Source organism: Burkholderia orbicola (assembly GCF_900100915.1).
GTDB classification, from domain to species: Bacteria; Pseudomonadota; Gammaproteobacteria; order Burkholderiales; family Burkholderiaceae; genus Burkholderia; species Burkholderia orbicola.
Map to the genome: position 1 here is coordinate 908,698 of NZ_FNKW01000003.1, position 20,736 is coordinate 929,433.

Annotated in this window: 20 protein-coding genes; 7 read left to right on the forward strand and 13 right to left on the reverse strand. The window is 69.3% G+C overall.

All coding sequences use genetic code 11. From position 1 onward, the window contains the following. Positions 1 to 17 precede the first annotated feature (17 nt). From BLS50_RS33975 to BLS50_RS34030, 12 genes are all read right to left on the reverse strand, one after another. On the reverse strand, positions 18 to 1,496 hold the full coding sequence (locus tag BLS50_RS33975) for an NAD-dependent succinate-semialdehyde dehydrogenase (RefSeq protein WP_074808344.1): 1,479 nt from the start codon (positions 1,494 to 1,496) through the stop codon (positions 18 to 20). Between the two features lie 121 nt (positions 1,497 to 1,617). Further along, the gene (locus tag BLS50_RS33980) at positions 1,618 to 2,088 is read right to left on the reverse strand and encodes an Lrp/AsnC family transcriptional regulator (protein ID WP_074808346.1); all 471 of its coding nucleotides are present in this window, start codon (positions 2,086 to 2,088) and stop codon (positions 1,618 to 1,620) included. Positions 2,089 to 2,101: 13 nt separating this feature from the next. Next, positions 2,102 to 3,130, reverse strand: a complete 1,029-nt coding sequence (gene doeB / locus BLS50_RS33985; RefSeq protein ID WP_006481017.1) for a N(2)-acetyl-L-2,4-diaminobutanoate deacetylase DoeB — start codon at positions 3,128 to 3,130, stop codon at positions 2,102 to 2,104. 4 nt (positions 3,131 to 3,134) lie between these two features. Beyond that, complete coding sequence (doeA, locus tag BLS50_RS33990) at positions 3,135 to 4,343, reverse strand: ectoine hydrolase DoeA (protein WP_074808349.1); 1,209 nt, start codon at positions 4,341 to 4,343, stop codon at positions 3,135 to 3,137. A 10-nt stretch (positions 4,344 to 4,353) separates the two neighbouring features. Further along, on the reverse strand, positions 4,354 to 5,358 hold the full coding sequence (locus BLS50_RS33995) for a cyclodeaminase (protein WP_074808351.1): 1,005 nt from the start codon (positions 5,356 to 5,358) through the stop codon (positions 4,354 to 4,356). Position 5,359: 1 nt separating this feature from the next. Next, positions 5,360 to 6,331 carry a hydroxyectoine utilization dehydratase EutB gene (eutB, locus tag BLS50_RS34000; RefSeq protein ID WP_074808353.1) on the reverse strand — a complete coding sequence of 324 codons (972 nt, stop codon included), beginning with the start codon at positions 6,329 to 6,331 and terminating at the stop codon, positions 5,360 to 5,362. 107 nt (positions 6,332 to 6,438) lie between these two features. After that, entirely contained in the window at positions 6,439 to 7,851 is a 1,413-nt protein-coding gene (gene ehuR / locus BLS50_RS34005) for a MocR-like ectoine utilization transcription factor EhuR (protein WP_027808488.1), read from the reverse strand. Between the two features lie 179 nt (positions 7,852 to 8,030). Further along, positions 8,031 to 8,834: an HpcH/HpaI aldolase/citrate lyase family protein gene (locus tag BLS50_RS34010; RefSeq protein WP_074808356.1), complete on the reverse strand. Its 804-nt coding sequence runs from the start codon at positions 8,832 to 8,834 to the stop codon at positions 8,031 to 8,033. After that, positions 8,831 to 10,222 (reverse strand): MmgE/PrpD family protein, encoded by a 1,392-nt coding sequence (locus tag BLS50_RS34015; protein WP_074808750.1) that lies wholly within the window; start codon positions 10,220 to 10,222, stop codon positions 8,831 to 8,833. Before BLS50_RS34015 ends, BLS50_RS34010 begins: the two co-directional genes overlap by 4 nt. A 19-nt stretch (positions 10,223 to 10,241) precedes the next feature. Next, positions 10,242 to 11,420, reverse strand: a complete 1,179-nt coding sequence (locus BLS50_RS34020; protein WP_074808359.1) for a CaiB/BaiF CoA transferase family protein — start codon at positions 11,418 to 11,420, stop codon at positions 10,242 to 10,244. 12 nt (positions 11,421 to 11,432) lie between these two features. After that, positions 11,433 to 12,596, reverse strand: coding sequence for an acyl-CoA dehydrogenase family protein (locus BLS50_RS34025; RefSeq protein ID WP_034175416.1), 1,164 nt, complete (start codon positions 12,594 to 12,596; stop codon positions 11,433 to 11,435). 38 nt (positions 12,597 to 12,634) lie between these two features. Then, on the reverse strand, positions 12,635 to 13,495 hold the full coding sequence (locus BLS50_RS34030) for an HTD2 family dehydratase (protein ID WP_074808361.1): 861 nt from the start codon (positions 13,493 to 13,495) through the stop codon (positions 12,635 to 12,637). A gap of 322 nt (positions 13,496 to 13,817) precedes the next feature. On the opposite strand from BLS50_RS34030, the gene BLS50_RS34035 reads away from it, so the two are divergent. The 7 genes from BLS50_RS34035 (at position 13,818) to BLS50_RS34065 (ending at position 20,396) form a co-directional block, all read left to right on the forward strand. Then, positions 13,818 to 14,297 carry a MarR family winged helix-turn-helix transcriptional regulator gene (locus BLS50_RS34035; protein WP_053526009.1) on the forward strand — a complete coding sequence of 160 codons (480 nt, stop codon included), beginning with the start codon at positions 13,818 to 13,820 and terminating at the stop codon, positions 14,295 to 14,297. Next, positions 14,294 to 16,417: an FUSC family protein gene (locus tag BLS50_RS34040; protein ID WP_074808364.1), complete on the forward strand. Its 2,124-nt coding sequence runs from the start codon at positions 14,294 to 14,296 to the stop codon at positions 16,415 to 16,417. The genes BLS50_RS34035 and BLS50_RS34040 overlap by 4 nt, the downstream gene beginning before the upstream one ends. A gap of 34 nt (positions 16,418 to 16,451) precedes the next feature. Then, complete coding sequence (locus tag BLS50_RS34045) at positions 16,452 to 16,664, forward strand: DUF1656 domain-containing protein (RefSeq protein WP_006481008.1); 213 nt, start codon at positions 16,452 to 16,454, stop codon at positions 16,662 to 16,664. A gap of 1 nt (position 16,665) precedes the next feature. Next, the gene (locus BLS50_RS34050; RefSeq protein WP_074808366.1) at positions 16,666 to 17,640 is read left to right on the forward strand and encodes an efflux RND transporter periplasmic adaptor subunit; all 975 of its coding nucleotides are present in this window, start codon (positions 16,666 to 16,668) and stop codon (positions 17,638 to 17,640) included. Beyond that, entirely contained in the window at positions 17,637 to 19,133 is a 1,497-nt protein-coding gene (locus BLS50_RS34055) for an efflux transporter outer membrane subunit (protein WP_074808369.1), read from the forward strand. Before BLS50_RS34050 ends, BLS50_RS34055 begins: the two co-directional genes overlap by 4 nt. Positions 19,134 to 19,307: 174 nt before the next feature. Next, on the forward strand, positions 19,308 to 19,733 hold the full coding sequence (locus BLS50_RS34060) for a TOBE domain-containing protein (RefSeq protein ID WP_074808370.1): 426 nt from the start codon (positions 19,308 to 19,310) through the stop codon (positions 19,731 to 19,733). 75 nt (positions 19,734 to 19,808) lie between these two features. Beyond that, a complete protein-coding gene (locus BLS50_RS34065; protein WP_074808373.1) occupies positions 19,809 to 20,396 on the forward strand; it encodes a nitrogen fixation protein NifQ in 588 nt (195 codons plus the stop codon). 94 nt (positions 20,397 to 20,490) lie between these two features. On the opposite strand, the gene BLS50_RS36150 is transcribed toward BLS50_RS34065, so the two are convergent. After that, positions 20,491 to 20,733: a hypothetical protein gene (locus BLS50_RS36150; RefSeq protein WP_176934357.1), complete on the reverse strand. Its 243-nt coding sequence runs from the start codon at positions 20,731 to 20,733 to the stop codon at positions 20,491 to 20,493. Between the last annotated feature and the right edge of the window lie 3 nt (positions 20,734 to 20,736).

Genomic DNA, 20,736 nt, shown 5'->3' on the forward strand with positions numbered 1-20,736 from the left:
GTGCTCCTTTGAATGGGTCAGGCCGTCGCCGCGACCGGCAGGCCGAGATTACCGAGGCAGAAGTATTTGATTTCGGTGAACGGCTCGAAGCCTTCGGCGCCGCCTTCGCGCCCGAGGCCCGACGCCTTCATTCCGCCGAACGGGATCGGCGCACCGGTGAATTTCACGCCGTTGACCGACACCATCGCGAAATCGAGCCGTCGCACGAGTTGGAAGATCGTGTCGATGCGCGTGGCGCATACGTAGGCGGCGAGGCCGTACTCGGTGTCGTTGGCCGTTTCGACCGCTCCGTCGAGCGTGTCGAACGCGCTGACGGCCGAGATCGGCGCGAAGTTTTCCTCGTCGACCACGCGCATGCCGGGCGCGGCATCCGCGATCACGGTCGGCTCGTAGAACCAGCCGCCGAGCGCATGCGGCCGGCCGCCCGCGACGATGCGCGCGCCGCGCGCCCGCGCGTCCTCGACGCGCGCCACGGTCGCGTCGAACGCGGCCTGATGCATCAGCGGCCCGACGTCCACGCCCTGCTCGAACGCCGGCCCCGTCTTCAGCGCGCGCACCGCGTGCGTATACCGTTCGACGAACGCGTCGTACAGCGGGCGCGCGACGAGTATCCGGTTCGCGGCGCAGCAGTCCTGGCCGGAGGTCTGGAACTTCGCGCCGACGGCGATCCGCACCGCCTGATCGAGATCCGCATCCTCGGTCACGATGAACGGCGCATTGCCGCCCAGTTCGAGCGCGACCTTGCGGATGCCCGCCTTCGCGGCGGTTTCGGTGACGAGCCGCCCGACGCGCGTCGAGCCGGTGAAGCTCACCGCACGCACGCGCGCATCGCCGACCAGCGTTTCCATCGCCATCTGCGGCTCGCCGAGCACCACGTTGAACACGCCGGCCGGGAAGCCGGCCTCGTCGGCGAGCTGCGCGAGTGCGAGCGCGGAGAACGGTGTTTCGTGCGCAGGCTTCACGACCACCGCGCAACCGACCGCGATCGCGGCCGCCGCCTTGCGCGTGATCATCGCGGCCGGGAAATTCCACGGCGTGATCAGCGCCGCGACGCCGACCGGCTCCATCACGGTGCCGAGATGCGCGCCGTCGATGTGGGTCGGGATCGTGCGCCCGGCGACGCGCTTCGCCTCGTTCGCGAACCATTCGACGAAGCTCGCCGCATAGCGGATCTCGCCGCGCGCTTCGGCCAGCGGCTTGCCCTGTTCGAGCGACAGCAGCGCGGCCAGATCGTCGACGTGACGCAGGATCAGCGCATGCCAGCGCAGCAATGCGGCGCTGCGTACGGCCTGCGGTGTCCAGCGCCAGGTGTCGTACGCGCGCTGCGCGGCGTCGACGGCCGCGACGATCTGCGCGCGTTCGAGCATCGGCACGTGGCCGATCACGGCCTGGTCGGCGGGGTTCACGACGGCGACCGTCGCGGCACTGTCGCTGTGAATCCAGCGACCGTCGACGTAGCAGGTCGACTTGAACAGAACGGGGTGTCCGGGCAGCATGCTGCGTCTCCTCGTTGGTGGGCACGAGCTTCATTGTGTCGCGCCGGTGCATGCGGAAATTTCGGTTTGCACGGCTCGAAATGCCGGTTTTTTCCGTATTGCCGCGCGCCGGCGCGAACTTTTACAGCCAGTCCGGCGCGCCGCCGGATGCGCACTTCACGACCTTCGTCACGATGTACGTGAAGTAGCGCTCGATGCCGAGGTCTTCCATCAGCAACGCATCGATGAAGCGCTGGTAATGGTCGATGTCGCGCGCGACCACGTGCAGCACGTAATCGACGCCGCCGCCCGTCGCATAGCATTGCGCGACCTCGGGTGCCGCGGTCACGCGATCCTCGAAGCGCCGCATGTCGGGCGCGGTGTGCCGCGACAGCGTCACCTCGACGACGATGCGGCTGCCGGAGAACGTGCCGATCCAGTCGACGTCCGCGCGATAGCCACGGATCACGCCGCTTTCCTCGAGCTTGCGCACGCGCTCCCATGCCGGCGAAATCGACAGGTTCACGGCTTCCGCGAGCTTCGACTTCGTGATGCGCCCGTCGCGCTCGAGCAGGCGCAGGATCGCGAGGTCGTATCGGTCGAGCTTGATCACGTCGTGCGCGTCCTCATACGGCCACCGGAATGTTCCGCTCGACGATGTCGGCGACCACCGCGATCGTGTCGCCCGGCTGCACGATGCCCGGGAAGTGCCGGGCCGCGAGCAGCCCGCGCCGCCGTGCGACGTATTCGATCGGCGTGACGCCCGTGCGGTCGATATCGTGCACGCGCGCGAGCACGTCGCCCGCCTCCACCTCACTGCCGAGATCGCGGCACATCTCGAGCAGCCCGCGATGCTCGCTCGTCGTGAAGCACGAGCCGTCCGGCATGTCGAGCAGCGTCGTCGTGCTGCGAGGGGCATTGCCGTCGATGACGTCCTTCGCGATCACGCCCGCATGCGCGAGAAATCCATACACGCCGCGCTCGGCGATCGCGACACTCGCCGCCGTCGACGTGCCGCCACCGCCCAGCTCGGTCGACACGAACACCTTGCCGGCTTCCTCGGCCGCGCTGTCGTAGAGGCCGACGCTGTCGAGTTCCAGCATGCGCATCGAATACGGCGCGCCGAACGCGCGCATCGCGCGCTCGCAGCGTGCTTCTTGATCGCGGTTCTCCAGCACGTGAATCGCCGCGAACGGCACGAAGTCGAGCGTGCGGCCGCCCGCGTGAATATCGAGCACGTGCGTCGCGAGCGGCAGCAAATGGCGCTGGAAGTAATCGGCGATCTTCTCGGTCACGGTGCCGTCCGGGCGGCCCGGGAAGCTGCGGTTCAGGTTGCCGGCATCGATCGGCGACGTGCGGCAACCGGCGCGGAACGCCGGATAGTTCATGAACGGCACGACGATCACGCGGCCGGTCACGTCGGCCGCCTTCAGCGAACCGGCGAGCTTCGACAGCGCGACCGGCCCTTCGTATTCGTCGCCGTGATTGCCGCCGGTCAGCAACACCGTCGGCCCGTCGCCGCGCTTCACGACGGTCACCGGAATCATGATCGCGCCCCACGCGGAATCGTCGCGCGAGTAAGGCAGCTTCAGGAAGCCGTGCTGTTCGCCGTCCGCGTCGAAATCGACGGTCGGCGTAATCGGGGAAGCACGCATCGCCCTACTCCTTCACGAACAGCTTGCGCGGCACGTTGCAGAACGTCTCGACGCCGGTCTCGGTGATCAGGATGCTCTCCGTGATCTCCAGCCCCCAGTCGTCGAGCCACAGTCCGGGCATGAAATGGAACGTCATGCCGGGTTCGAGCACCGTCCGGTCGCCCGGACGCAGGCTCATCGTGCGCTCGCCCCAGTCGGGCGGATAGCTCGCGCCGATCGGATAGCCGCAGCGGCTGTCCTTGTCGATGCCCGCGCGGCGCAGCACCGCGAAGAACGCGTTCGCGATGTCCTCGCATACGTTGCCGGGTTTCGCGGCCGCGAGCCCGGCCTCGATTCCTTCGACCACCGCGCGCTCGCCTTCGATGAAATGCGCGGGCGGCTTGCCGAGATAGACGGTGCGCGACAACGGGCAGTGATAGCGGCGGTAGCAGCCGGCGATCTCGAAGAACGTGCCGGCGCCACGCGCGAACGTCGAATCGTCCCAGGTCAGGTGCGGCGCGGCCGCGTCGGCGCCGGTCGGCAACAGCGGCACGATCGCCGGATAGTCGCCGCCGAAGCCGTCCGCGCCGCCGATCCCGGTCGCATAGATCTGCGCGACCAGGTCGCTCTTCTTCATGCCCGGCTCGATCGTCTCGACGATGTGCGCATGCATCCGCTCGACGATGCGCGCGGCCACGCGCATGTATTCGATCTCGCGCGGCGACTTCACCGCGCGCTGCCAGTTGACGAGCGCGGTCGCGTCGACCCAGCGCGCGGCCGGCAGGTGCTTTTGCAGCGACGCGTACGCCGCCGCGCTGAAGTAGTAGTTGTCGAGCTCGACGCCGATCCGCAGCGTGCTCCAGCCGCGCGCGGCGATGACTTCGGTCGACAGGTAATCCATCGGGTGGCGTGCGCTCGACTGCACGTAATGGTCGGGATAGCCGACGATGTTCTCGTGCGCCATGAACGCGGTGCGCTTCGCGCCGTTCGCGTCCTGGTTGCGGCCGAACCACACGGGTTCACCGTCCAGCGCGAGCAGCACGCACTGGTGCACGTAGAACGACCAGCCGTCATAGCCGGTCAGCCAGCCCATGTTGGTCGGGTCGGTGACGATCAGCAGGTCGATGCCGGCCCGCTCCATCGCCGCGCGCGTCTTCGCGATGCGCGCGGCATATTCGCTGCGCGCGAACGCGAGACGCGGCGCGGCTGTCTGGGTTTCGATGACTGCGGACATCTGTCTCCTCTCAAGTCGTGAGGTCGTTGTGAAAAATCGTGCCCACTTCCGCCGCCCGCGCGCGTTGCAGCGCGAGCACGGCGATTGCGGTGTCCTGCGCGCCGGTGCCGGTCAGGTCGCAGATCGTGATGTCGTCGCGATGCGTACGGCCGTCGCGGCGGCCGGCGATCACTTCGCCGAGTTCGGGAAACATGGCGTCGGCTGCAACGGCCCCGGCCGCGATCGCATGCGCGAGTTCGCCGGCCACGCGGGTCTGCTGCAGCCGGTCGCAGAAATAGCGTGCGGCGCCGAACACCGACGGCGCGAGTTCGGTCTTGTAATCGGCGTCCGAGCCCATCGCCGTCACGTGCAGCCCGGGATGCAGGTCTTCCGCGTGCACGAGCGGCGCGCGGCTCGGCGTGGTCGTCACCGCGATGTCCGCATCGGCCAGCGCCGCGTGCACCGAGCGCGCGACGATCGCGTCGATTCCATGCGCGGCACGCACGTCGGCCGCGAAGCGCGCGGCACGTTCGGCGTCGCGCGCCCACACCGTCACGTGCGTGATGTCGCGCACCAGCATCAGCGCGGCCAGTTGCAGCCGGGCCTGCTCGCCCGCGCCGACGATCGCCGCGCGGCGCGCATCGGCGCGCGCGAGCCGGCGCGCGGCCACGGCGCCGGCCGCCGCGGTGCGCACGGCCGTCAGGTAGCCGTTGTCGAGCAGGACGGCCTCGGTCAGGCCGGTGCGCGCGGACAGCACGAGCATCAGCCCGTTCAGGCTCGGCAACCCGAGCGACGGGTTGTCGAAGAAACCGGGGCTGACCTTGATCGCGAAGCTGTCGAAGCGCGGCAGGTACGCGGTCTTCACGTCCACTTCGGCGTGGCGCGCCGGCAGCGCGAGATTCAGGATCGGCGGCATCACGACCGCGTCGGTCGCGAGCGACGCGAACGCGGCCTCGACCTGGTCGATCGCGGCGAGATCGAGCGGCACCAGCGCACGCAATTGCGCCTGGCCGAGCAACGTGACGGGATGGGCCATGTCAGTTCTCCGAAACGAGCCGACGGTGCGCGGCCATGTCGATGTTCGCGCCGCTCACGACGACCACGATCGGGCCGCCGCGGTCGCGGCGCACGATCCGCTCGTCCAGCAACGCGGCGAGGCCGACTGCGCCGGCGCCTTCGACGACCAGCCGCTCTTCGCGATACGCATGCGCGATGCCGCGCGCGATCGACGGCTCGTCGAGCAGCACGACGTCGTCGGCCAGCGCGCGCGTCATGTCGAACGTGTAGCGGTTGTCGAGGCCGATGCCGCCGCCGAGCGAATCGGCCAGCGTCGGCTGCTCGGCGACGTCGACCGGGCGGCCGGCCGCGAGGCTCGCGTGCATCGCGGCGCCGCGCACCATCGATACGCCGATCACCTCGATCGGCGGCCGGATCGCCTTCGCGGCAAACGCGACGCCGCTGAACAGGCCGCCGCCCGACAGCGGCACGACGAGCGTCGCCGTATCGGGCAGCGCCTCTAGGATCTCGACGCCGATCGTCGCCTGGCCCGCGATGATGCGCGGATCGTCGAACGGCGGTACGTACGCATAGCCTTCGTCGCGCACCAGGCGCCGTGCTTCGACCTGCGCGTCGTCCTGGCTCTCGCCGACGATCACCACGCGCGCGCCGAGCGCCGCGACCGCATCGACCTTGTTGGCCGGCACCAGCGACGACATGCAGACGGCCGCGTCGATGCCGAGCGCGCGTGCCGCATGCGCGACCGCGCGGCCGTGGTTGCCGGTCGACGCGGTGACCACGCGCGTCACGCGTTGCGCTGCGAGTTCCGCGAGCGCATTGGTCGCGCCACGCAGCTTGAAGCTGCCGGTCGGCTGCAGCGTCTCGAGTTTCAGGTAGACGGGGGCGCCCGCGCGCGCGGACAGCGCGGCGGACGCGACGAGCGGCGTGCCGTCGGCGCGCCCGGCGAGGCGACGGCGCGCGCGGTAAACGTCGGACAGCGACAGGAAGGACATGGAACGCGCGCCTCGCGACGAATGTGATGCGATCCAGTCTAATGTTCCAAATCGCGCTTTCGAATGTCCTGATACATTGCGCGCGACATCGCGGCGGCGCCGCCGGTTCAGTGGAAATCGTTCAGGTGCGGATACTGTTCGAACACGCCCGCGATCGTCTCGAGCGCCGCGTTGCACGCGGCATCGGAAGTTTCGGCGCCGATGCACACGCGTACCGCGTTCGGCCGCTCCGTGCCGCCGACGAGGAACGGATCGGGCGACGTCACCGCGATCTTGCGGGTGCGCAGTTCGCGCACGATCCGCTCGGCCTGCCAGTAGTCGGGCACGCGCAGCCATGCCGACAGCGCGTTCGGGTGCGCACCGAGCACATACGGCCCCAGCGCGGCCTTCACCATCTCCTGACGCACCGCGAGCCGCTGGCGCTGCAGTTCGACGAGCCGCCGCGCGGTGCCGTCGGCGATCCAGCGCGTCGCGATCTCCGCGATCGGCGACGTCGCCATCCAGCTGCTCACGCGCAGCACGCTCTCGACGCGCAACGCGAGCCGCCGCGGCATCGCGAGATAGCCGGTGCGCAATCCGGTCAGCACCGATTTCGTCATGCTCGTGCAGTAGAAGCCGAGCTCCGGAATCAGGCTGGCGATCGGCGTGCCCGTCTTCTCGGGCAGCGGGCCGTACACGTCGTCCTCGATCACGTACACGCCGTAGCGCGTCGCGATGCGCGCGATCGAGCGCCGCCGCGACTCGGGCATCAGCGACACGGTCGGATTATTGAGGGTCGGCGTGCAGACGAGCGCACTGATCCGCTCGCCGTCGCACATCTCCTCGAAATGTTCGGGACGGATGCCGTGCTCGTCCATCTCGAGCCCCTTCAGCGTAAACCCGAGCACGTTCGCGGAGCCGATCACGCCGTGATCGGTCAGGCTCTCGCACAACACGGTGTCGCCCGGCCCGACGATCGACGCGAGCGCGAGAAAGATCCCGTGCGCCGCGCCGTTCGTGACCAGCAGCGATTCGCGATGCACCGGCATGTTCAGCGACGCGAGCCACGCGGCGCCGGCGTCGCGATGCGCGTCGAGCCCGGCGATCGGCCGGAACGAGCGGATCCACGGCTGATCGTCGGTGCCGGCCAGCGCCGTGCACACGCTGCGCCACGCGGCATCGTGCTCGGGCGTGTGCACGATGCGGGCGATCGAGAAGTCGACCAATTCGCGCTCGGTCGTATCGAGGATGTAGTTCGACATCGATTCCGTCACGCGCGCGGCCACGAAGCTGCCGCGGCCGACCTCGCAGCGGATCAGCCCCTGGCGTTCCAGCTCCTTGTACGCGTTGGTGACGGTCTGCACGCTGACGCCGAGGCTCGATGCGACGTCGCGCTGCGGCGCGAGCCGGGCGCCCGGCGCGAGCGCGCCGTTCTCGATGTCGCTGGCGATCGCCTTCACGAGCCGCTTGTATTTCGACTCGATGCCGTGCACCGCGCCGAGCGCGTCACGCCAGCCTGCCGATACCTCGGTCCGTCCCATCTCGATGTCTCCGTCGTGGCTTCCGCATGGTCGCTCAGAAAGACACCCTGAAAATATTGTCCTAGTGCAATCGCGCGCGAAAGCAGGACGTTGCGGGTCGAATCGGACAGTGCAATCGGCGTGCCCGCACGGACGCCGGCGCGGCACTTCGATTGTTCGGAGGAATGTCGCGGGAGCGGCTACCCGCGCAGCATGCGCCGTGCCTTCAGGATCACCGGCATGTCGATCATCCTGCCGTCGAGCGCGACCGCCGCACCGCCGCTCGCGTCAACGGCATCGAGCACGCGCCGCGCCCACGCCTGCTCCGCGTCGGTCCACGCATACGCGCGATGCACCGCGTCGAGCTGCTTCGGGTGAATGCACAGTTTTCCGCCGAAGCCGAACCGCCGCGCGTCGCGCGCATGCCGTTCGATCGCGGCGGGATCGTCGATGATCGTCGACACGCCGTCGACCGGCGGCGCGATGCCGGCCAGCCGCGACGCCAGCACGATCCACGAACGGAATGCGTTCAGTTCTTCCCCGTCGCCGTCGATGCCGAGATCGACCTGGAAATCGAGCGTGCCGAACGCCACGCGCACGACGCGCGGCGCGGCACACACCTGATCGAGCCCCGCGATGCCGGCCGCCGTCTCGACGATCGGCAGCAGTTCCAGCGTGCCGTGCGCGTGCGCGAGCACGGCATCGAGCTGCGCACGCGTCTCGCACTTCGGCAGCATCACGCCGGCTGTGCCCGGATGCGGGGCGATCGCGGCGAGGTCGTCGGCGAACCACGCGGTATCGGCCGCATTCACACGCACCCACACGGGCCGCGCGACATCGAGCCACGCGACGACCGCGTCGCGCGCCGCTGGCTTGCCGTCCGGCGGCACCGCGTCCTCGAGATCCACGATCACCGCGTCGGCGCCGGCCGCGCGCGCCTTCTCGAAGCGCTCCGGCCGATTGCCGGGAACGAACAGCCACGAACGGGCGCAGGCGGACGTCATGCCGAGACCTCCGGAAACAGCGTGCCGATCGCATCGCACGACGCGACCTGCCACGCGCCGGCGAGGAGCCGCTCGACCTCGGCGTCCGACGCCGCGCCCGAAAACGCGGCGAGCGTGCGTACCTTGCGCGCGATCTCGTCGCGCGACAGCGTGTTGCCCGGATCGCCCTTCGGCTCGTCGACGCGGCCCGCGAACGTGCGGCCGTCGCGCGTCGTGACCGTCACCTTGCCGATCCAGCGGGCCGGATACGCGCGATCGACTTCGTCGTCGAGTGCCATCGACACGCGGTCGCGGAACACGGCGACGTGGGCAGCAGCGTAATCGCGCTCGAATTCGTCGACGCCCGCGTGGCCGTGCAGCGCGGCCAGCGCGAGCACGGTGCCCATGTTGAACTTTGCCTGATGCACGGTGCGCGGCACCGTCACCGCACCGAGCACGTCGAGCGCGCCCTGGTGCACGTGCGCGACGACCGTCTCGATGTCCGCCGCGGCGAGCCGCTCGCGCGCCATCACCGCGAGCAACGCATCGGCGACCGGATGCGCGTGGCGGCACGACGCGTGATACTTGAACGACGTTTCCGCAGTCGCCCAGCGGTCGCCGAGCCGATCGGTCAGGCGGGCCGGGTCCGCATCGGTCGACATGCCGGCCGCCATCCCCTGTGTGCCTTCGAGAATCCGCGTGGCGCCGCGGAATCCGTCGCGCGCGAGTTCGGCCGCCATCAACCCGTTCGCGGCGGCCATCGCCGTATGCAGTTGTTTCGAATCGGCCGCGTCGCGCAGGAATTCCCACAACCCGCTCGCCTGCGTGCCGGCCGAGCCGAACGCGTCGAGCATCCGCTCCGGCGACAAGCCGAGCAGCCGCCCGGCCGTCGCGGCCGCGGCGACCGTGCCGGCGGTGCCGGTCGTATGGAACACCTTGTAGTGCGAGCGCCCGAGAAACTCGCCGACGCGGATGCCGACTTCATAGCCCGCGACCGCCGCCGCGATGAAGTCGCGGCCGCTCACGCCGCGTGCCTGCGCCAGCGCGAGCGCGACCGGAAACACGACGGTCGCCGGATGAAACACCGAGCCGTTGTGCACGTCGTCCTGTTCAGCGAAGTGCGATGCCGCGCCGTTCGTCATCGCCGCGAAGTACGGCGTCGCGTGCGTGCGGTCGATCAGCACGTCGGCCGTGCCGGGCCCGCCGCGCGAGCCGCCCGCGCGGCGCGCGAACGCGGCGATCGTTTCGACCGGACGCGCGCCCTTGCCGGCCAGCGCGGAGCCGAGCCAGTCGACGTAGAGATTGACGGTGCGCGCGACGACGTCGGCGGGAATCACATCGAAGCGCAGTTGCGACGCGAACGTCGCGAGCGTGCGGCCGGGGGCAGTGGCGGGAATCGTGTTGGTCATCATCGTCGTGAAAGCGCAATCAGATCGTGCCGTTCGCGCGCAGCGCATCGATCCGCGCGCGGTCGTAGCCGAGTTCGGCGAGGATCGCGTCGGTGTGCTGGCCGAGCGCCGGCACCGCATCCATACGCGGCTCGACGCCGGCGGGCAGACCGGGCGGCAATAGCGCGGGCACCGGGCCCGCGGCCGTGTCGACGCTGCGCCAGCGCTCCCGCGCCTGCAATTGCGGGTGAAGCCATACGTCGTCGAGCGTGTTCATCCGCGCGTTCGCGATACCGGCCGCGTCGAGCCGCTGCATCACGTCGGCGGCCGTCAGCGTCGCAAATGCATCGACGATCAGCGCATCCACCACGTCGCGCGCCGCATGCCGTTTCGAATTCGCGTTGAAACGCGGATCGTCGGCCAGCGCCGGCTGCCGCAGCACCTGCTCGCAGAACAGTTTCCATTCGCGCTCGTTCTGCAGCCCGAGCATCACGGTCTTGCCGTCGCCGGCCGGGAATGGCCCGTACGGGCAGATCGTCGCGTGCGACGCGCCCGATGGCGCGGGCGGGCTTTGGCCGTCGATCGCGTAGTAGAGCGGGTAGCCCATCCACTCGACCATGCTCTCCAGCATCGACACGTCGATCCGGCAACCTTCGCCGGTGCGGCCGCGCATCAGCAGCGCGCTCAGGATGCTGGTGTACGCGTACATGCCGGCCGCGATGTCCGCGATCGAGCAGCCGGCCTTCGCAGGTTGCCCGGGCGAGCCCGTGATCGACAGGAACCCGGCTTCGCTCTGGATCAGCAGGTCGTAGGCCTTGCGATCGCGATACGGGCCGTCGCCGCCGTAACCCGAGATGTCGCAGACGATCAGGCGCGGATGCGTGTGCTTCAACGCGTCGTAGCCGAGGCCGAGCCGCTCGGCCGCGCCGGGCGCGAGATTCTGCACGAGCACGTCGGCATCCGCGAGCAGCGCGTCGAGCACGGCGGCCGCATCGGGCTGCTTGACGTCGAGCGTCAAGCTCTCCTTCGAGCGGTTCACCCACACGAAGTGCGACGACAGCCCGTGCACGCGTTCGTCGTAGCCGCGCGCGAAATCGCCGCTGCCGGGCCGTTCGATCTTGATCACGCGCGCGCCGAGATCGGCGAGCTGGCGCGTGCAGAACGGCGCCGCGATCGCATGTTCGAGGGTGATCACCTTGATGCCGTCGAGGGGTCGCATCGTCGGCCTCCGTCAGAATGAGCGCGGCAGGTCGAGGATGTGCTCCGCGACGTAGGCCAGGATCAGGTTGGTCGAGATCGGCGCGACCTGGTACAGCCGCGTCTCGCGAAACTTGCGCTCGACGTCGTATTCGCATGCGAAGCCGAAGCCGCCGTGAAATTGCAGGCATGCGTTCGCGGCCTCCCACGACGCGTCGGCCGCGAGCAGCTTCGCCATGTTCGCCTGCGCGCCGCACGGCGCGTGCGCATCGAACCGGCGCGCGGCGTCGAAACGCATCAGGCTCGCGGCCTCGACGTTCACGAATGCGCGCGCGATCGGAAACTGCACGCCCTGGTTCTGCCCGATCGGGCGACCGAACACGACGCGCTCCTTCACGTACTGCGACACCTTGTCGATGAACCAGTAGCCGTCGCCGATGCATTCGGCCGCGATCAGCGTGCGCTCCGCGTTCAGCCCGTCGAGGATGTACTTGAAGCCCTGCCCCTCCTCGCCGATCAGGTTCTCGGCCGGAATCTCGAGGTTGTCGAAGAACAGCTCGTTGGTCTCGTGATTGACCATGTTCGGAATCGGCCGCACCGTCAGCCCGTGACCGATGGCGTCGTGCAGGTCGACGACGAAGATCGACATCCCTTCGGACTTTTTCTTCACGTCGGCGAGCGGCGTCGTGCGCGCGAGCAGGATCATCAGGTCCGAATGCTGCACGCGCGAGATCCATACCTTCTGCCCGTTGATCACGTAACGATCGCCGCGCCGCTCGGCAGTCGTCTTGATCTTCGTCGTATCGGTGCCGGTGGTCGGCTCGGTCACGGCCATCGACTGCAGGCGCAGCTCGCCGCTCGCGATCTTCGGCAGGTACGCGCGCTTCTGTTCGGCCGAACCGTGGCGCAACAGCGTACCCATGTTGTACATCTGCCCGTGGCACGCGCCGGAGTTGCCGCCCGCACGGTTGATCTCCTCCATGATGATCGACGCCTCGGTGAGCCCGAGCCCCGAGCCGCCGTATTCCTGCGGAATCAGCGCGGCGAGCCAGCCGGCTTTGGTCAGCGCGTCGACGAACGCGTCGGGATAGCCGCGCGCGTCGTCGATCTGGCGGAAATACTCGCCGGGAAACTGGCTGCACAGGTCGCGCACCGCTTCGCGGATGTCCTGGTACGGGTCGTGTTGCGTCGTCTGCATGTCCGTCGTCGATGAAGGAAGAAAGGAAAGGGAGCGCGTCATGCGAGGGTCGCGGTGGCCTGCATCGTCAGCCAGCCGTCGCGGTCCTTCGCCCACAGCTCGATCGTGCGGCCGTCGTCCGACGGCTTGCCGCACAACGTGAACGGCTGCCCGTCGAAGGTCGGGCGCACCGCGCGAAACGCGAAGCTCGCGAGCGTCGCGTCCGGCCGTTCGCGGTGCACGAGATCGACGAGCAGCGTCGCGATCAGCGGGCCGTGCACGACGAGCCCCGGATAGCCTTCTTCCTGCGTCACGTAGCTGCGGTCGTAGTGAATGCGATGACCGTTGAAGGTCAGCGCCGAATAGCGGAACAGCATCACCGCGTCGGCCGTGACCGTGCGCGACCACGCTTCGCCGGCAGGCGGCGCGACCGGCTTCGGTGCGGGCGCACCCGGCTGCGGCGCGTCGCGATAAACGATGTCGTGCTCCTCCTCGACGCACAGCGCGCCGCCGGCTTCGATCCGGTGCTGCACCGTCACGAACACGAGCCGGCCGCTGCGGCCCGTCTTGTCCTCGATGTTCGCGATCGTCGATTCGCGCGTCGCGCGCTGCCCGGCACGCAGCGGCGCATGGAACGTCAGCCGGCCGCCGGCCCACATGCGACGCGGCAGCGGCACCGGCGGCAGGAAGCCGCCGCGCTTCGGATGGCCGTCGGGGCCGACCTCGGCCAGCGGCGCGACCGGCAGGAAGTAGAGCCAGTGCCACATCGGCGGCACGACGTCGCCGGGCGACGGGCGGTCGAGCGTGGCGGCCAGCGCGTTCAGCGGGAACGCGGTGATGTCGTCACCGAGCGTTTCGGTCTTGCCGAGCCACGCGTCGAGCGACGCGGGGGCGGCAGGCTGCGGGGATGAGGTCGGCACGTCGGTCTCCGGTGCGCTTGCAATGACCCTAATATGCACGCCACGCGCGGCTTCGCGAAGTCGGCTTTCCCGAACCGGGGCTTCGAATTTGCTTAACGCGCGCGGGCGGGCGCCGTGCTGCCGGACGGTTCTCGTCTGACTATTCAATATAGTCGGCCCGCCGAACGTGCGCGGCTCGCGGTCGCCGGCCTTGCCGCTTGACCCCGGCCGACACGCCGCCTAAATTGCTTCAGACGGGCCGGCCGGGCCGCATGCGACGTGTCATCCGGGTGACAAAAACGATAGTTTGCTATCGAATGTTTTTGCCCCTATCATCTCGCCCATGACCAATCTGCATGACCTCCGCCTCGCCGTCAGCAGCCTGCTCGTGCTCACCGCGCGCAAGTGGCGCCGCACCAGCGACGGCGTGCTGACCGCGTACAACGTGTCCGAGGCCTGCGCGACGCCGCTGCTGATCGCCGGGCGCCTCGGCGAAGGCGTGCGGCAAGGCACGCTCGCCGAGCACGTCGGCATCGAAGGGCCGTCGCTCGTGCGCCTGCTCGATCAATTGTGCGCGGCCGGCCTCGCGCGCCGCGACGAGGACCCGCACGATCGCCGCGCGAAGACGATCTCGCTGACGGCCGCCGGCCGCGCGGTCACCGCGCAGATGGAGGACGACCTGCGCGCGCTGCGCGCCCAGGTGCTCAAGGGCGTGTCGCGCGCCGATCTCGAAGCCACGCTGCGCGTGCTGAACGCGTTTAACGCAGCCGACCCGCATCCGCCGGCGTCGCGCCCGCCCCACTCCGCCGATTCCGCGTCATGACCTATCCGAGTCTCCGCGACTGGCTGTTCTCGGGCAAGACGTTCGCCGCGTCGATGCTGGCGCTCTACCTCGGCCTGTATTTCCAGTTGCCGCGCCCGTACTGGGCGATGGCGAGCGTCTACATCGTGTCGAACCCGTTCGTCGGCGCGACGCGCTCGAAGGCGCTGTACCGCGCGCTCGGCACCGCGCTCGGGGCAGCCGCCGCGATCTTCTTCGTGCCGCCGTTCGTCGAGACGCCGCTCCTGTTCAGCATCATCGTCGCGACCTGGTGCGGCACGCTGCTGTACCTCGCGATCTCCGACCGCACCGCGCGCAGCTACGTCTTCATGCTCGCCGGCTATACGATGCCGCTGGTCGCGCTGCCCACGGTCACCGATCCGTCCACCATCTTCGACGTCGCGATCGCGCGCACCGAGGAAATCGTGCTCGGCATCGTATGCGCGAGCGTGGTCGGCAGTGCCGTGTTCCCGAACCGGCTCGCGCCGACGCTGATCGAGCGCACCGACGCGTGGTTCAAGGACGCCGCGTTCTACGGCCGCGAAACGCTGTCCGGGCACCTGGCCGGCAAGGCGCTGTCTGCATGCCGGCAGCGGCTCGCCGCGACCATCACCGGCCTCGAGTTCCTGCTGAGCCAGCTGGGCTACGACCATGCGCATCCGCGCGTGCTGGCCCGCGCGCAGGCGCTCGCGGGCCGGATGCAGCTGTTCCTGCCGCTGATGTCGTCGCTCGCCGATCCGCTGATCGCGCTGATGCGCGACCTGCACGTGCGCCCGCCCGCGCTCGACGCGCTGCTGGCCGACGCCGCGAAGTGGTTCGACGCGCCGCTGCCGGCCGTGAAGGCCGGCTCCGACGGCGCCATGGCGCACGATCCGGTCGCGGACGACCTGCGCGAGCGCATCGCCGCGCTGCAGCCGCCCGACAGCGCACTGGCGAGCTGGGACGGCGCGCTGCTGTCGAATGCGCTGTGGCGGCTGCGCCAGGTCATCGACATCTGGCAGGACTGCCGTTCGCTGCGCGCATTGATCGCGAACGAGTCGGGTGTATGGCAGCCGCGCTACCGGCACTGGCGGCTCGGCGGCACCGAGCGCTTCTTCGATCGCGGGATGATGCTGTTCTCGACGCTGACCGTCGTGTTCGCGATCGTGTTCGCGTGCTGGCTGTGGATCTCGTCCGGCTGGCACGACGGCGCGGCCGCCGTCACGCTCGTGGCCGTATCGTGCAGCTTCTTCGCCGCGCTCGACGAGCCGGCGCCGCTGGTGTTCAAGTTTTTCCTGTCGACCACCGCGAGCGTCGTGTTCGCGGGCCTGTACCTGTTCGTCGTGCTGCCGCACGTGCACGATTTCGCGATGCTCGTGCTGATGTTCGCGGGCCCGTTCATCCTGATCGGCACGCTGCTGCCGCGCCCGCAGTTCAACATGGTGACGATGCTCGTCGCGGTGAACACGGCCACCTTCATCAGCATCCAGAGTGCGTACGAGGCCGATTTCTTCGTGTTCCTGAACAGCAACCTCGCGGGCGTCGCCGGGCTGCTGTTCGCATACGTGTGGACGCGCGCGACGCGGCCGTTCGGCGCCGAACTCGCGGTGCGGCGCCTGCTGCGCTCGGGCTGGGAGGACGTCGCGCGCTCCGCGTCGACGCAGCCGCTCGACGATCAGCGCAACCACGCATCGCGGATGCTCGATCGCGTCACGCAACTGCTGCCGCGCCTCGGCGCGTCCGACGACCACCGCCACCCGTCGATCGAAAGCTTTCGCGACCTGCGCATCGCGCTGAATGCGCTCGACCTGCGCCGCTCGCGGCGCCGGCTGTCGGGCGACGTGCCCGACGCGATCGATCGCGTGCTGGCCGGCGTCACCGATCACTACGCCCGCTGCGCGGCCGCGAACGCGCGCCAGCCCGTGCCGCCCGCGCTGCTCGCGACGATCGACGACGCGCTGCGGCGCGTGGCCGGCCGCAACCTGCCGGGCGCCGCGCCGGCCGACGGCGCAGCCGCGCCCACGGTGCCAGCCACGCACCGCCGGCTGCGCGACACGCTGCATGCGCTCGTCGGCCTGCGCCTGTCGCTGTATCCGGCCGCGGCCGCGCAAGCGCCGCAGGCGCCGGACGGAGCACGCGCATGAGCCGGCTTTCCACCTTGTCATTCCGACCGCGACCATGATCGGCGAAATCGATATCTTCGGCGTGTTCGTGCCGGCCCCGCTCGTGCTGATGCTGATCGCATACCTGATCAACATCGTCGTGCGCGCGGTGCTCGAGCGCGTCGGCTTCTACCGCCTCGTCTGGCACCGTTCGATCTTCGACCTCGGCATCTACGTATTCGTGCTGGCCGCCGTCGTGATCGTGTCCCACCAACTCGTGGCTACCTAACGTGAAAAAAACCTGGCTCTCGGCAGGGCAAGTCCTGCTCACCCTGATCGTCGTCATCGTGGCCGGCCTCGTGCTCTGGCGGATCATCAACTACTACATGTTCTCGCCGTGGACGCGCGACGGGCACGTACGCGCCGACGTGATCCAGGTCGCGCCGGACGTGTCGGGCCTCATCACGTCGGTGCAGGTGGCCGACAACCAGGAGGTCAAGCGCGGCCAGGTGCTGTTCGTGATCGACCAGGCGCGCTACACGCTCGCGGAGCGGCTCGCCGAAGCGACGCTCGCGCAGCGCCGCGCGACGCTGGCGCAGGCGAAGCGCGAATACGCGCGCAACCTCCAGCTCGGCAACCTGGTCGCGAGCGAACAGGTCGAGGAAAGCCACACGCGCGTCGAGCAGGGCGAAGCCAGCGTCGCCGATGCGCAGGTGTCGCTCGACACCGCGAAGCTGAACCTGCAGCGCACGACGATCGTCAGCCCCGTGGACGGCTACCTGAACGATCGCGCCCCGCGCGTCGGCGAATACGTGCCGGCCGGTCGCGCGGTGCTGTCGGTGGTCGACCGCAACTCGTTCCGCGTCGATGGCTACTTCGAGGAAACCAAGCTGCGCGGCATCCATATCGGGCAGCCGGTCGACATCATCGTGATGGGCGAGCCGCATGCGCTGCGCGGCCACGTACAGAGCATCGTCGCCGCGATCGAGGATCGCGACCGCACGCAGGGCGCGAACCTGCTGCCGAACGTGAACCCGGCGTTCAGCTGGGTGCGGCTCGCGCAGCGCGTGCCGGTGCGCGTCGTGCTCGACGAGGTGCCCGACGATTTCCGGATGATCGCGGGCCGCACCGCGACCGTGTCGATGCGCGGCGCCGACGCGCGCCGCAACGACGCGAAGCCGGCTGGCGCCAGCACCGCATCGGCGGCCGCGCCGGTTCCCGCTGCGTCCGGTACGGCCGCGAGCGCCGCGGGAGCATCGCAATGAAGCGGCACGGTCTGCGCATCGCGGCGACGCTCGCCCCGCTTGCACTCGCACTCGGTGCGTGCAAGTCGGTCGGCCCCGACTACACGCTGCCGCAGCACGCGTACGTCAATGCGCCGCTGGCGAACCATGCGCTCGACGACGCGAACGGTGCGCTGGTGTCGCGCGACGCGGTGCCCGGCAACTGGTGGCAGCTGTACGACGACCCGGTACTCGACGGGCTCGTGCGCGATGCGCTGAAGTCGAACACCGACCTGCGCGTCGCCGCGGCCAACCTCGCCCGCTCGCGCGCGGCGCTGGTGGTCGCGAACGAACAGGGCGGCTTCTCGGGCAGCGCGGAAGCGGCCGTGCAGCGCGCGCAGGAATCGGCCGAGCAATACCTGCTCGAAAACAAGCTGCCGGTCGTCAACGAAGGCACGGTCGGCATCAACGTGTCGTACGAGCTCGACCTGTTCGGCAAGCTGCGGCGCGGCGTCGAAGCCGCGCGCGCGGACAGCGAGGCCGTCAAGGCGGCCGGCGACCTGGCACGCATAACCGTCGTGGCCGACGTCGTGCGTGCGTACGTCGAAGCGTGCTCGGCCGGCGACGAACTGGCGATCGCGAAGCAGTCGCTCGCGCTGCAGCAGCAGCGCGTGAAACTGTCGCAACGGCTGCGCGATGCCGGACGCGGCAACCAGACCGACGTGACCCGCGGCGTGACGCAGGTGCGCACGCTCTCCGCCGACATTCCGCGCTTCGAAGGCCGCCGCAAGGTCGCGCAGTACCAGCTCGCCGCGCTGCTCGCGCGCGCGCCGGCCGACCTGCCGAAAGCCGCCGCCGAGTGCGAACGCCTGCCGAAGCTGCGTCAGCCGATTCCGATCGGCGACGGCGCCGCGCTGCTGCGCCGCCGCCCCGACGTGCGCGAGGCCGAGCGGCAGCTCGCCGCCGCGACCGCGCGGATCGGCGTGGCGACCGCCGCGCTGTACCCGTCGGTCAGCATCGGTGCGTCGGCCGGCTCGGTCGGCGTCGCCGCCGACCTGTTCTCGTCCACCACGAATCGCTGGTCGTTCGGTCCGCTGATCAGCTGGTCGTTCCCGGTCAACGGCCAGCGTGCGCGCGTGCGCGAAGCCGAAGCCGCGACGGGCGGCGCGCTCGCACACTTCGACGGTGTCGTGCTGAACGCGCTGCGCGAAACGCAGTCGAGCCTCGCGACCTACGCGGCCGACGTGCAGCGCACGGACGCACTGCGCACCGCGTACGAGTCGGCCCGCAATTCCGCCGACGAAACCCATCGTCTCTATGCGGCCGGCCGCGAATCGTTCATTTCCGATCTCGACGCAACGCGCACGTTGACGAGTGTGCGGGCGCAGGTCGCCGCGGCCGAAGGCCAGGTCGCGGCCGACCAGGTGCGGCTCTTTCTCGCGCTCGGCGGTGGATGGGACGGCGACGGTGCGGCAGCCGCCGCGGACGCCGGCTCTGCGGCCTCGACACCCGCGGCCGCCCAGTCGACGCCGTAGCACCGTCGCAGTCGGGGATATGACGCCTGCGTGACGACACGCCCCGCGGCGACGCTTTTACCGATTCGCGCCATCGCATTCGCAGGGCCTGCGTTGACGGTACACTGGCCGATGCATTTCCATTCATCTGCTACCGCGGCCGGCCCGGCCGCGGCATCCACCCGGAGAGCCATCATGCGAACCAGCGCCCGCAACCAATTCGCCGGCCAGATCGGCGCCGTCAAACCCGGTGCCGTCAACGACGAAATCACGCTGCGCACGCAGGACGGCCTCGAGATCGTCGCGGTGATCACCCACGGCAGCGCGGCATCGCTGGGCCTCGCGGCCGGTACGAAGGCGTTCGCGCTCGTCAAGGCATCGTCGGTCATCGTGATGGTCGATGTCGACAGCAGCAAGGTGTCGGCCCGCAACTGCGTCGCGGGCACCGTCGCGTCGGTCGCGAAGGGCGCGGTCAATTCGGAAGTGGTGATCAAGGCCGCGGGTGGCGCGGAAATCGTCGCGATCGTCACCAACGACAGCGTCGATCGTCTCGGCCTCGCGAGCGGCACCGCCGCATCCGCGATCTTCAAAGCATCGAGCGTGATCGTCGGCGTCGAGTGATCGCGTGACGATCGCGACGGCGATTCGTTGTGCCCCTCGCATGCGTGCGGTCCGGTTCTCGTCCGGAGGCTGACGATGACCGCTTCGGCCGATCGCACGTACGAACAGGCGTTGCAGTTACTGCAATCCGCTGCGGCCAACACCGACGTGCCCGATGCGCAGCTGTTCGGCACCCTCGTTACGGCACGCGCCGGGCGCAACGAACTCTCGCTGCTGGGCTTGCCTCCCGACCAGTTCGCCGACCTGCTGGCCCGACAGTTTCCGCATCTGCGATCGGTCGATACCGTTGCACTCACGTCGGCGGTCGCACCGCCACCCTTGCCGGCCACGCACTCGACATTCGTCGCGACGCTGCATGTGCGGCTGATGGACGATGCGAATCCCGCCGTCGCCCGCGACGATGCCGACTGCCTCGCCGCGATCATCGCGCATGCGTGTCTGCGCCCCGATCATCTGTGGCGCGACCTCGGGCTCGACGGACGCGACGCGGTGTCCGCGATGCTCGCGCGCTTTTTCCCGGCGCTCGCCGCGCGCAACGTCGCTCATCTGCGCTGGAAGAAATTCCTCGGGCAGGAAGTGGCCACATCGCTCGGCGTGCCGCCCGGGCCCGCACCCGGATGTCCGGGCTGCGAGGATTTCGGCTTCTGCTTTCCTCGTGCGTGACGGGTATCGCAGCGACGGGCGGGCCGATAGCCGTTTCGTCGCGTCGTCGGCTGGAAAAGCCGCGTTGACCGGCATGACGAGCGCGAACCCGCCGTTACGCGACTTCGACGCCACATTCGGCTTCCACGAAAAAGCCGCGGATGATGTCCATCCGATCAACAACGGTTGAACGATCGTCAAACCGCAGACCGGTTGCCGGCACGCGTTGCGCTCCTCCACCCGATCGGCAACGCGCGGCTTCCGGCACGCGAATGCCGGCAACCCACATTGCCGAACCGATGACCGGCTTTTCCCGCTTCCCATAAACGGTCACCTTGCGATGCAAGGCACGCGTCACTCA